This is a genomic window from Altericroceibacterium indicum (genome assembly GCF_009828105.1).
Lineage (GTDB): Bacteria > Pseudomonadota > Alphaproteobacteria > Sphingomonadales > Sphingomonadaceae > Altericroceibacterium > Altericroceibacterium indicum.
Genome location: NZ_WTYQ01000002.1, coordinates 410,227 through 422,605, shown reverse-complemented (window position 1 = coordinate 422,605; position 12,379 = coordinate 410,227). Strand labels below are relative to the sequence as shown.

Sequence of the window (12,379 nt, the reverse complement as noted above, 5' to 3'; positions counted from 1 at the left end):
TGTCAGGCTGGTTCGAAATGCTCTGGAATCCACGCCTCAGCAGTGATTGCGCCGCTTTCATCCTGCCGCGTTTGCAGGAACCGGCGGCTACTGCCTTCGAGCACCAATGCGGTGAGCCTGCCGCTTTCAAAAGCACCGGTATCAATACCGATTCGATTCCCACGATCCTGCGCATCCTGCGTGATCGTATGGCCATGCACCACAACATGCTCATGCTCTTGCGGGTGTGACAGGAAAGGTTCACGAATCCAGCGCAAATGTTCGCCCTTCTGATCTGCCAGCGGGGTGTTGGGGAGAATGCCAGCATGAACGAAGAGGTAGTCACCAATGACTATGCTCTCTTCGAAACTGGCGATAAAGTCGCGATCTTCCTGAGGAATGCCAGCTTCCATCAACACTTGCGTTTCAGCAATATCGGCACGGCGTAAAGCAATGGGATCAAGACCGAAACTCAGCAGTGTTTGCTTGCCGCCATGGCGCAGGAATGGCCGCAGCACATCCTTATCTTCAAAGCTGGCGAGGAACATTTCCTCATGATTGCCACCGAGAATACGTACGTCGCGTTCGGATTGCAGCTTACGGGCAAGATGCACCATGCCAGCACTGTCCGGCCCGCGGTCCACCAGGTCACCCAGCAGGATCAGAGTCGTTTGGGCTTTTCCATGTGCTGCATCGTCCGCATCGATCACCTTCAACAGCGCTTCAAACAGGTCCAGCCGCCCATGAATATCCCCCACTGCATAAACGCGGCGGCCTTCGGGAATCTGGGCATGAATGACAGGCTGAGCGGGTTCGGCAGTGCCTCTGCCGAGCAATTTGTTGAAGAAATTACGCATGGATAAGTGTGTCGATAACGCCCTGTTTGGAGCTAGTGTTTGAAAAGTTTCGATAAACCAGTGTGGCCAATTCGATATAAACCCATGCTGAATGTGATGCGCAAAGTCCACAGCTGTCCACTATATCTCTTCGCATGCGCAATATAACTTGTGTTATAACCGCTCTACGTGCACTTTCATTGCGTGCTCAAGAGAGATCGCCCAACAAATGATGGCGACCCGGAGCGCGCAGGTGGGACTTAGGCAGAATTTTTCGCAATTGAGGGAATTGCCCATGCTTATGTCCGTCCGTGGCCTTTTGGCTGCAGCTGTTGTTGGTGGTGCTGGTTTCACCGCTATGCCTGCAATGGCACAAGATTCTGATTTTACGCTGTCTGCGAACACAGCTATTGTCAGCCAGTATCGTTTTCGTGGTGTTGACTATTCTGGTGGCGATATTGCGATTCAGGGCGGTGTTGATGTCAGCCATTCCAGCGGTATTTATGTTGGTGCTTGGGGGTCTTCGCTCGATGAAGACACAGTAGGCTATGGCCATACCGAACTCGACGTTTACGCCGGTTGGAACGGCAATATCACCGATGCGGTGAGCCTTGATGTCGGTGCACTCTATTACCTCTATCCCAATGCCCCGGATGTACCGGGCACGGATTATGACTACATCGAAATGCATGCTGCTGGCAGCTTCACAGTAGGTCCGGCAAGCGCCACTGTCGGCGTAGCTTATGCGCCGAAGCAGAATTCGCTGGGCGACAATGACAACATCTATTTCTACACGGATCTCGGTTTAGGCGTACCCAATACGCCCGTGTCACTGTCTGGCCACCTTGGCTACACCGATGGCAACTTCCTGACCTATACGAATGACGGTAACGCCTTCGATTGGTCGGTGGGTGCAAGCTATGCGCTGACTTCGAACGTCAGTGTCGGTGTGTCCTATATCGGCGCTCAGGGCGATTACGCACCGGGTGCTTACCGCTTCACACGCGATGCGGTTGTGGCAACGCTCGGCGCCAGCTTCTAAGCTTCACGCGCCAGAATAACGCCTGAAAAGGCCCGCCCCGGAAGCGAGGCGGGCCTTTCCTGTTGATGGGGCTTCGATTTGCGGGCTGGGCTTGCTAGGTGCTGAGGTCAAGCTCTCACCCTCCGGAGTCACAAGCCATGACCAAATTCCTCCATACGATGATCCGCGTCACCGATGCAGAAGCCACGCTCGCCTTTTTCAAATTGTTGGGCATTGAAGAAGTGCGCCGCAAGGATAGTGAACAGGGCCGTTTCACTCTGATCTTTCTTGCAGCTCCTGGTGAAGAAGGCATTGCTGAAGTTGAGCTGACCTATAATTGGCCTGCTGAAGATGGCAGCCCGGCTGAAACCTACACTGGCGGCCGCAATTTCGGGCATCTGGCCTATGAAGTGGATGACATTTACGCAATGTGTCAGAAGCTTGCCGATCACGGTGTGACGATCAATCGCCCGCCTCGCGATGGCTACATGGCCTTCATCAGAACGCCTGATAATATTTCCATTGAATTGCTGCAGAAGGGCTCAGCGCTGGCCCCGCAGGAACCTTGGGCCAGCATGGAAAATACCGGTAGCTGGTAAGCACCCGCACGCATTTTTACAGTCAGTATTAATAAAAAAGGGCGGCTCCCAATGCAGGGGCCGCCCTTTTGTTTGTTCGCTTGTAAGCCTTCAGGCGGCTTTGTTGGCTGGCTCTGCATTTTTTGACGGAGCGAAGCGCAGGATCGCAAAGCCCAGCAGGGCAGAGACGATCGAGCCGCCCAGCACGCCCAGTTTAGCCTCTTCGACCAACAGCGGATATTGCGGGAAGGCCAATGCGCCGATGAACAGGCTCATGGTGAAGCCAATGCCGCACAGTACGGCCATTCCCCAGATCTGCATCCATGAGGAATCCTCTGGGCGCTTGGCAAAACCAAGCTTGTGAGCAATGACGATACTGCTGAAAATACCGACCTGCTTCCCGATAATCAGGCCCCCGGCAATGGCCAGTGGAAGCGGGGCAAGCAAGCCTTCCATCCCAATATCTGCCAGTTCGACACCGGCATTGGCGAAGCCGAAGAGCGGTACGATCAGATAGGCATTCCAGCCGACAAGGCCATGTTCGATATTCTCAAGCAGGCTATGACCATCGCGGCGGCGCAGCGGAATGGTCAGCGCGGCAGCCACACCGGCAATCGTTGCATGAACACCGGAGTTGAGCACGCAGAACCATAGCACCAGCGCGCCGATGATATAGGGCCAGATGCGGTCCACCTTGAAGCGGTTCATGCCGAACATCACCCCGGCTACCAGCAGCGATATTACCAGCCAGGCCAGTTTGATATTTGCCGTATAGAACACCGCGATAATCAGCACCGCACCGATGTCGTCCACAATGGCCACTGTCAGCAGGAACAGGCGGAGGGGGGCTGGCACGCGATTGCCAAGCAGGCCCAGCACGCCCATGGCAAAGGCAATGTCAGTCGCGGCTGGAATGGCCCAACCGCTGCCAAGCTGAGGCTCGCTACCGGCCAGAATGAAATAGACCAGCGCCGGGGCGGCCATCCCTGCCATGGCAGACAGGATCGGCAAGCGGCGTTGCGCCGGGTCTGATAAATTGCCCGTAATGATCTCGCGTTTCACTTCCAAACCGACGACGAAGAAAAAAATCGCCATCAAGCCATCGTTGATCCACAGATGCAGATTGTCGAGCTTGGCAATCGGCGTCCAGTCAAGCGTCCCATGGAACAGCTGGTGATAATCATGCGCCAAGGGTGAGTTGGCCACGATAATTGCGATCAGCGCAACGACGATGAGCAGAATGCCTTCAAACGCATCGCTGTTAAACAGCGCTTTGAAGGGTCTGGCGGCGGCGGAAATGATAGTAGGTTGAGACATTGCCTTTTCCCTTTCGCAATTAGCGCAAGGTTGCAACCCTTGGTCGAGACTATTTGCTAAAAATCGACATGCAACGTAGCCTTATGGTTAAGGGATCAGGGGGCAGGACGATGGAAACGGGGGTTTTTCCACTTTTAGGCTGGCTGGCGATGGCGGAAAGGGAGTTGCTGCTTTTCGCTGGTGTGTTCCTGTTGATCGGCGTGGTTGATGAACTCGCGATTGACTGCATGTGGCTGTGGATGAAGCTTACCGGGCGGATCAGAACGCGCAAAGTGTCGCGCTTGGCTGCCGAAAGTGCATCGCTGCTGGGGCCTGCGGCGGTGCTTATCCCGGCGTGGCAGGAAGATGGGGTGATTGGCCATACGATCCGCCATGCCCGCGCCGTTTGGCCGCAGAATGCGCTGACGCTGTTCATCGGCTGTTATCGCAATGATCCCCGAACAATCAAAGCAGCTTTGCATGCGGCCCAAGGTGATGGGCGGGTCAAGGTCGTCATCCACGATGTCGATGGGCCCACCACCAAGGCGGATTGTCTCAATCGGTTGATGAAGATGCTTGTCGCAGAGGAGCTTCTTCGCGGCACACCCTATCGGATGGTCATGCTCCATGATGCAGAAGATATGGTCGATCCGGCAGCGCTGGCGCTGTGTGACCGGGCGTTGGAAGATGCTGATTTCATCCAGCTTCCCGTCCTGCCACAGCCTCAGGCTGATTCGCGTTGGGTTGGTGGGCATTATTGCGAGGAATTTGCCGAATCTCACGGCAAGGCTTTGCCTGTTCGCGCTGCATTGGGGGTGGGTGTTCCGGCAGCTGGTGTGGGCTGCGCTTTTTCGCGCAAGCTGTTGAAGCGAATGGCGCACCAAAATCGGCACGGTGCTGTTTTTTCGACCGATTCGCTTACCGAAGATTATGAACTGGGATTGCGGGTTCACCAGATGGCGGCGAGGTCCCTGTTTTTTCGCGCTCGGGGTGAGGATGGGCGGTTGATCGCAACCCGCGCCTATTTTCCTGACCGGCTGGAAAATGCCATTCGACAGAAAAGCCGGTGGTTGCAGGGCATTGCCTTGCAGGGTTGGGATCGACTCGGATGGAGTGCACATCCACTCGAAATATGGATGCGTTTGCGTGACAGGCGCGGCCCCTTCGCGGCAATCGTCCTCGCAACCAGCTATGCTCTACTTTTGTTAATCGGTGTGATGAGCGTGATGCGCTGGCTGGGTGTGTTGCCACCTTTTCCGGAAGATTGGTTTCTGCATTTTCTGATTCTTGCCAATATCTTCGGGCTGGGGTGGCGCATTGTGATGCGATTTGCCTTCACCGCGCGCGAATATGGCTGGCTGGAAGGATTCCGAGCCATAGCACGTATTCCAGTCGCCAATATCATCGCGATTATTGCCGGGAAACAGGCGTTGCTGGCCTATATTAAAAGTATGAGTGGTGTCGCCCCGAAATGGGACAAGACGTATCATCATGCTCACCCAGCAGATATTTGTAGTAAAAATGATGAATGAGAATGGGGATTCTTAGTGGCGGGCAGCCAGTTTATATTATTAGCCTTGTGATTGTCACATGGGTTATGTTTCGCTTTACTGGGGAAAGTGTTTGGTTGCCTGTGTATTCCCAGAAAGAAAGCGATTATCAATTTACGGCTGAACCACCTAAACTTACCGAACAAGGCGTTATAGATGACTCTGCGCTGATTGAAATTGACCGGCGTCTTGCACAATTGAATCAGCGGTTGGACACTATCGGACGCGATGCTGCTGACTTGGCGCTTATGGCAACGCCAGCGCAAACCGGCACGTCCTACTTCGATACGCCGGTTGAAATGGCTCAGAACCAGCCTTTTGTCCGGACGGCCCCGTCGCCTGCATCGCGCCCTCTGCCAGCAGAACGTTTTGCTGACGAGGTGCGGCCAGCAGCGCAATGGCGCAGTGATGAGAGTGCCAAGCAGCCACGGGAGCTTGCGGCGCTGGCCTATGCTGATCCGGCGGGGCCGGGGGCAAGGCGCGCCATACCGCCCCGTCAGCGCGAACCCCTTCTTCCACCGGCAGGAATCCTGCCGCAACGGGGTTCGACAGAAGAGCCTGCAGGGCAGAAACGCTGGTCTGCTGATGGCTGGCTGCTCTTGCGTCCTGATGACGATACAAGCGCGGCATCCTCGCAGCCATCCTATGGTCGCAGTCAGGCAGGGGCGGTGCTGCGCTATCGCCTGGCGCCCGGAAGCGACCATCGTCCTTCTATCTATGGCCGGTTTTCAGGGGCTTTGCAGGGCGTTGAAGAAAATGAAGCGGCGGCTGGCCTTTCTATTCGTCCGCTCAAAGATGTTCCCTTGTCTTTTTCGGTGGAAGGCAGGGTGTTGAGAAGTAATGGCCGGTATTCCGTGCGGCCGTCTGCTTTTGCCGTAACGGAATTTCCGCCGTTAGAATTGCCCATGGGACTGCGTGCGCAAAGCTATGTGCAGGGTGGCTATGTTGGCGGCAAATGGAAGACGGCTTTCCTTGATGGGCAGGCGCGGGTGGATGGCCAGTTGCTGCACGCAGGCCCGGCTTCTGTCCGACTCGGAGTGGGGGCATGGGGTGGGGCGCAAAAGGGCAGTGCGCGCATAGATGCAGGGCCAGGTCTTGCTGCACAATTTCGGCTGGGTCGTACTGTGATGCAAATGGCGGCAGATTGGCGGTTTCGGCTGGGCGGCAATGCACAACCCGGCTCCGGCCCGGCGCTGAGTGTGTCAGCAGGCTTCTGAAACGTGTGATTTACCCACTTTCGCTGCTTTTCTCTCGCGCAGGACTGGGCTAGTCCAGCGGTCATGGATGTTTACCTCCCCATCGCCAACCTCGCGGTCAACGGACTGGTCATCATCCTGTTGGGTGCGGCAACCGGTCTGCTCTCAGGTATCTTTGGTGTCGGTGGTGGCTTTCTCACCACGCCTCTGATGATCTTTTATGGCATTCCGCCAACAGTTGCGGCGGCCTCTGCGGCCAGTCAGGTGACAGGCGCAAGCGTTTCGGGCGTTTTCGCCCATCGCCGCCGGGGCGGGGTGGATTATCAGATCGGCTCGGTGATGGTGGTGGGCGGTGTGATCGGCACCGGCATTGGCGCTGCTTTGTTCAATCTGCTTCAGGCATTGGGACAGATCGATACGGTCATCAATATTCTCTATGTTGTGCTCTTGGGCACCATAGGCTCGCTGATGGGACGCGAAAGCCTGCAAACCATGCTGAGCAAGAACAAAGGCACCAAGCGTGCGGCCAAGCGCCGCCACCATCCGTTGGTGGCCAGCCTGCCATTGCGCTGGCGCTTTTATCGCTCGGGCCTGTATATTTCGCCATTGGCGCCGCTGCTGCTGGGCCTGTGCGTCGGTATTCTCACCATGCTGATGGGCATCGGCGGCGGATTTATCCTTGTGCCAGCCATGCTCTATATTCTGGGTATGAGCGCGAATGTTGTGGTGGGAACATCGCTGTTCCAGATTCTGTTCGTCACCATGGTCACTACCATGATGCACGCTCTCACCACCAAGGCGGTGGATGTGGTGCTGGCGGGCCTGCTGCTGGTCGGCTCTGTCACCGGCGCGCAATTGGGGTCGCAATTTGCGAATAAAGCCAAACCTGAAGTTCTGCGTCTTATTCTTGCGCTGATCGTGCTGGCAGTGGCGCTGCGGATGGCCTTTGGCCTTGGTATCCGGCCGAGCGAGGTTTATTCTGTGGTGCCGCTATGAAGCGGCTGATCTTTCTGGTGGTGGCCTTCTTTGCGCTGACGGCGCAGCGTGATCCGATCCTGGTTCCCGAAGTTTCACAACATGATGTTCAGGTGCGGCAGGGCTTCACCGGCACTGAGCTGCTCCTGTATGGCGCGATTCTCGACCCCAGCGGCAACCGTTCAGCAACGCCTTATGACATTGTGGTGGTTCTCAAAGGACCGACCGATGCCATCCAATTGCGCGAAAAAGCCAAGGTGTTCGGCATTTGGGTGAATGCCGAAAGCACGGCCTTCCGCTCAGCTCCGTCTTATTTTGCTGTGGCCAGTTCGCGCCCGATTAACGAGATTGTGGATGAACGAACAGCGGCGATTTACGAGCTGGGCCTTGATTTCATGCAACTTTCCCCGATTGGGGCGATCAATCCTGATGAACAAACCCGCTTCAAGGACGGGCTGATCGATCTGCGCAAACGGCAAAACCTCTATCAGCAGGATATGCATGGCGTAAAAATCAGCGAACATGTGCTCTATAACGCGCGGATCAAATTGCCGTCCAATGTGCAGACTGGCACCTATACGGCTGAGACGTTTGCGATCAGCAAAGGCCGGGTGATCGCCTCTGCCACGGCAGAAGTGGAAGTTCGCAAAGTGGGCCTTGAAGGTCTGGTGGCACAATATGCTCAGCAATATTCCTTGCTGTATGGTCTCTTCGCCGTGGCGCTTTCGGTCTTCATGGGGTGGCTCGCCGGGCGGCTCTTCTCGATGGTGTGAGCAAGGCTCCCCGCGCTCATGCGGCGCTGTGTTGACAGCTTCTTAACGTAAAATTCCCTATAGTGCTCCGAGACTTGCTCGTGTTTTCGAGCGGATAAGATCAGGGACGCGACATGACGGAATTGGGAGAATCCTCACCCGGAAATGCTTCGGGCGAAGGGCCATTCGCAGCGAGCGGGTCTAGTTTTACCCCCGCTTCAGAAGGCGCTGCTCTTGGAGAGCCCATCGGATCGGTGCTGGATGTATCGGGTAGTGGTTCCCGCATTTTCCTCGATATGGAGCGTTTGCGAGAATATGCGGCCCATCCAGACAGTACTCTGGCGCAGGCAGGGCAGGTCGGCACACAGGTCAAAATTCGTTGTGACAGAGGCTGGGTTGTCGCCAATCTGCGGGATCAGATACAGGGCAGCCATGAAGGTCGGCATGGTGTCCTCGCCAATATCGACTTTCTGGGAGAAGCCGATGAAAGCTTGCAGCGCTTCCGGCGCGGCGTCACGCGATTCCCGAGGGCCGGATCACCGGTCTATCCCACCAGCAATTCGGATATGCGGCAAATTTATGCGTCTGACGGGCGATCATCGATTCAGGTTGGGACAGTGTATCCGACCAGCGATATCCGCGCCGGGGTCTATATTGATGCGATGCTGGGCAAGCATTTCGCCCTGCTGGGCTCTACGGGCACAGGCAAATCGACGGCCGCTGCGCTGATCCTCCACAGGATTTGCGAAAGCTCGCCTGAAGGTCACATCGTGATGATCGATCCTCACGGTGAATATTCAGCCGCTTTCCGCGATACGGGAGAAATCTTCGACGTCGACAATTTGCAGATGCCTTATTGGCTGATGAATTTTGAAGAACATTGTGAAGCCTTCCTCACATCATCAGGAGATAGCCGGCAGGAAGATGCTGATATTCTGGCAAAATGCCTGTTGAAAGCACGGGCGAAAAACCGGCTGGCGGAAACTCTGGGCAAGGTCACAGTGGATTCGCCCATCCCCTATTTGCTGTCTGACCTGACCAAATATCTGCAGGATGAAATGGGCCAGTTGGAAAAGGCAACCTCCTCGGTACCTTATCTGCGTATCAAGTCCAAGATTGACGAGTTGAAGAGCGATCCGCGTTACAGCTTCATGTTTTCCGGCATGTTGGTCGGCGATACGATGACCAAGTTTCTCGGCAAGATTTTCCGTATGCCAAGTTCTGGCAAGCCGATTTCGATTATCGATGTGTCTGGTGTCCCCTCTGACATCACCACGACGGTGGTGGCCGTGCTCAGCCGCTTGATGTTCGACTTTGCCATTTGGGGCCGGAAGGAGGGTACCAGCCCGCTGCTGCTGGTGTGCGAGGAGGCGCATCGTTATGTGCCCAATGAACGTAATGCCGATGGCAGTTCAGTGGGCCGGGTGCTGTCACGCATTGCCAAGGAAGGCCGGAAATACGGGATTTCCCTGGGACTGATTACACAGCGCCCGTCTGACCTTGCCGAAGGAGTGCTGTCGCAATGCGGCACGATTATTTCGATGCGGCTCAACAATGATCGCGATCAGACCTTTGTGCGTGCGGCCATGCCAGAAGGTGCGCGAGGGTTTCTCGATACCATCGCTTCGCTGCGCAATCGCGAGTGTATTATCTGCGGGGAGGGCGTGACCGTGCCGGTGCGAGTGGCGTTTGATGATCTGGAAGAAGCCAAGCGCCCGGCATCTGAAGACCCCAGCTTTTCAAGCCGTTGGCGAGAGCCTGGGAGCGATATGGAGTCGCTCGACCGGATTGTGCATCGCTGGCGCAGTCAGGGCAAATGATCTTCGGGGGAAGTAAGCCGCTCCCCCTGAAGTTCGATTACATATTGGGAGCAAAGCGCCCGGCGGGCTCCCCGTCGGCATTGCATTGTTCCTTCGCCTCTTCTTCGCTTTCGGCCATGGCCCGTTGCCGCCAGCCGGGGCGGCGGTAAAACCACCATGCCATGATCAAGGCGACAACAGCACCGACCGGGAAGGAAATCCAGATCGCGTCAGAGCCGAGCCAGTCGTAGGTGAGGTAATAGAAGCCAAGGCGCACCGGATAGAGCGCGATGCCCAGAATGACGAGCGGCACCATCACCACCCCGCCTGCACGCATCGTGGCCGTGAATACCATGGTCATGCCAAACAGGATGAAGTTCCAACTGGCGATCAATTGAATGTGGCGACCTATGGCAACGGCAGGGCTATCCGAACCGAGGAACAGCTTGAGAGCGGCTTCATCGAATACCAGGAGGATGACGGTGAGGAAACCGGTCATCACCAGATTGACCAGCAGTCCGGCGCGGGTGAGCTTGTCCAGCCGGTCCCATTGCGAGGCGCCGATATATTGCGCGGCCATGGCCGATACTGCGCCGCCGATCGCCATGGCAGGCATCTGAATGTAGGTGAACAATTGCATTGCCGCGCCGTAAGCTGCCGTCATCAGCAGGCCTTCGCGGTTGACGAGGCCCACCACGATAATTCCGGCAGCTGACATCAACAGCATTTGCGCGCCCATCGGCACGCCTTTGGCAATGATGAAGCGCAGTTCTTCCCGGTCAGGAATGAGATAGCGGAGTTCTGCCCCGCGCAGGCGCAGCGGGATATCCTTGGCGTAAACATAGGCCACCATCGCCACAAAGGAGATGACATTGGCGATCACGGTGGAAAGAGCCGAACCCAGGATTCCCAGCTTGGGGAAGGGGCCAAAGCCGGAAATCAGCATGGGGTTGAAGATGATGTCCAGCAGCACGGTCAGCCCCATGAACATCAACGGCGTGCGCGAATCACCCGCGCCGCGCAGGCCCATGCTCAAGATGACCGACACCATCACTACCGGCATGGCGACAAAGATCATCCTGAGATAATCGAGCGCCAATTGCCAGGCACCGCCCGGCGTTTCCAGCGCATCAAGCAGCCATGGCGCAGTGATCCAGCCAATGGCGGACACGATCAATGACAAGAGGAAACAGAAGCCGACGGCTGTGCCGAATGTGCGCCGCGCACCATCCAGATTATGCGCCCCATATCGTTGGCCGATCTTGACCGTGCCAGCCATGCCGAAACCAAAAGCCGCAGCCGAAATCAGGAACATGATGATATTGGCGTTGGCCGTGGCTGCCAGCGCTTCTTCACCTATCAGGCGGCCAACCCAGATGGAATTGGCCGTACCACTGAGCGATTGCAGAGAATTGCTCAGCAAAGTGGGTAAGCTGAAAAGCACCAGCGTGCGCAGGATAGGCCCTTGGGTCAGATCGCCCCGCATGGGGGCACGCGCTGCTTGTTCGCTCATGTCCCTCTAGTGTCGCCAAACAAGCGAATGTGCAAGCGCTTGGACAGAGTCAATTTCTCCGAAATGCAGATTTCTGCCAGCCAGCTCTCGCGCTGCTCCAGTGTCTGGGCGTCTGTGCCTTCGGCCATCAGCATGATCTTGCTTCGAGGGATGGCATAGTCGCGCTGAAGGTCGAGCACTTGCGCGACATCTTCCGGCTCAGCGATCACGAATTTGAACGTGGCGCGCGGTTCTTGCGCCCAATGTATCAGCCGTTCGGGAATAAGCGCCAATTCAGCAGGGTTGCCTGAATGGGCAAGCTTGGGGCTGACATTATATTGGCTGACCAGCGGATCGAGCGCAGCGTGGGGCGCAACGCTGCCATTGGTTTCGATTTCGACGATGATACCGGGCAAATGTGCCAGCATCCGGGCAAGGCCGGGGCCTTGAAGCAGGGGTTCACCGCCAGTGATAATCAACCGGTCCTGCCCGAAAGAGGCAACCCGCCGGGCGGCGTCATCTTCGTTCAAAGTGAGCTGGTTGGCCGCGCGGGCATAGGTCGGGTCGCGGCGATGAGGGCGATTATCGCCTTCGAAATGCCAGGTGTAGGCCGTGTCACACCATTCGCAGGCGAGATTGCAGCGCGACAGACGAATGAAGGTGCAAGGCTTGCCCATGCTCGGCCCTTCGCCTTGCAGCGAGGCGAAGATTTCCGGTTCACCCGGTGTGGTGGTGGCGAGTGTTAAGGGCATGTGTTCCGTTCAATTGTGGGTTCGCCCGACCAAGTATCTTCATTCCCCAAGCCGCTATCGTCATTCCCGCGCAGGCGGGAATCCAGGGAAGACCAGTACAGTCCGTTCTGGCCCCCCGCCTTCGCGAGGGTGACGAGGATTTGGTTGGGGCGT

General features: G+C 56.6%; 11 protein-coding genes. 7 read left to right on the top strand and 4 right to left on the bottom strand.

Annotated features, from left to right (window positions below):
* Positions 1 to 2: 2 nt before the first annotated feature.
* A complete protein-coding gene (locus GRI39_RS06855; protein ID WP_160738956.1) occupies positions 3 to 836 on the bottom strand; it encodes a metallophosphoesterase family protein in 834 nt (277 codons plus the stop codon).
* A gap of 274 nt (positions 837 to 1,110) precedes the next feature.
* On the opposite strand from GRI39_RS06855, the gene GRI39_RS06850 reads away from it, so the two are divergent.
* Complete coding sequence (locus tag GRI39_RS06850) at positions 1,111 to 1,857, top strand: TorF family putative porin (RefSeq protein WP_160738955.1); 747 nt, start codon at positions 1,111 to 1,113, stop codon at positions 1,855 to 1,857.
* Between the two features lie 137 nt (positions 1,858 to 1,994).
* A complete protein-coding gene (locus tag GRI39_RS06845; protein WP_160738954.1) occupies positions 1,995 to 2,435 on the top strand; it encodes a VOC family protein in 441 nt (146 codons plus the stop codon).
* Positions 2,436 to 2,525: 90 nt separating this feature from the next.
* Here the strand turns inward: GRI39_RS06845 and nhaA are convergent, their stop codons facing one another.
* The gene (nhaA, locus tag GRI39_RS06840) at positions 2,526 to 3,731 is read right to left on the bottom strand and encodes a Na+/H+ antiporter NhaA (RefSeq protein ID WP_160738953.1); all 1,206 of its coding nucleotides are present in this window, start codon (positions 3,729 to 3,731) and stop codon (positions 2,526 to 2,528) included.
* A 110-nt stretch (positions 3,732 to 3,841) separates the two neighbouring features.
* Here nhaA and GRI39_RS06835 point away from each other — a divergent pair, with 110 nt between their 5' ends.
* The 5 genes from GRI39_RS06835 to GRI39_RS06815 all read left to right on the top strand — a co-directional run bounded on the left by GRI39_RS06835 (position 3,842) and on the right by GRI39_RS06815 (position 10,003).
* Positions 3,842 to 5,242 (top strand): glycosyl transferase family protein, encoded by a 1,401-nt coding sequence (locus GRI39_RS06835; protein WP_160738952.1) that lies wholly within the window; start codon positions 3,842 to 3,844, stop codon positions 5,240 to 5,242.
* 95 nt (positions 5,243 to 5,337) lie between these two features.
* The gene (locus GRI39_RS06830; RefSeq protein ID WP_160738951.1) at positions 5,338 to 6,477 is read left to right on the top strand and encodes a hypothetical protein; all 1,140 of its coding nucleotides are present in this window, start codon (positions 5,338 to 5,340) and stop codon (positions 6,475 to 6,477) included.
* A gap of 63 nt (positions 6,478 to 6,540) precedes the next feature.
* Positions 6,541 to 7,452 carry a sulfite exporter TauE/SafE family protein gene (locus tag GRI39_RS06825; RefSeq protein ID WP_160738950.1) on the top strand — a complete coding sequence of 304 codons (912 nt, stop codon included), beginning with the start codon at positions 6,541 to 6,543 and terminating at the stop codon, positions 7,450 to 7,452.
* On the top strand, positions 7,449 to 8,204 hold the full coding sequence (locus GRI39_RS06820) for a TIGR02186 family protein (protein ID WP_160738949.1): 756 nt from the start codon (positions 7,449 to 7,451) through the stop codon (positions 8,202 to 8,204). The genes GRI39_RS06825 and GRI39_RS06820 overlap by 4 nt, the downstream gene beginning before the upstream one ends.
* A gap of 113 nt (positions 8,205 to 8,317) precedes the next feature.
* Positions 8,318 to 10,003 (top strand): ATP-binding protein, encoded by a 1,686-nt coding sequence (locus tag GRI39_RS06815; protein ID WP_160738948.1) that lies wholly within the window; start codon positions 8,318 to 8,320, stop codon positions 10,001 to 10,003.
* Between the two features lie 37 nt (positions 10,004 to 10,040).
* Here the strand turns inward: GRI39_RS06815 and GRI39_RS06810 are convergent, their stop codons facing one another.
* Positions 10,041 to 11,495 carry an MATE family efflux transporter gene (locus tag GRI39_RS06810; protein WP_160738947.1) on the bottom strand — a complete coding sequence of 485 codons (1,455 nt, stop codon included), beginning with the start codon at positions 11,493 to 11,495 and terminating at the stop codon, positions 10,041 to 10,043.
* Positions 11,492 to 12,226: a 7-carboxy-7-deazaguanine synthase QueE gene (locus GRI39_RS06805; protein ID WP_160738946.1), complete on the bottom strand. Its 735-nt coding sequence runs from the start codon at positions 12,224 to 12,226 to the stop codon at positions 11,492 to 11,494. The genes GRI39_RS06810 and GRI39_RS06805 overlap by 4 nt, the downstream gene beginning before the upstream one ends.
* Positions 12,227 to 12,379 lie beyond the last annotated feature (153 nt).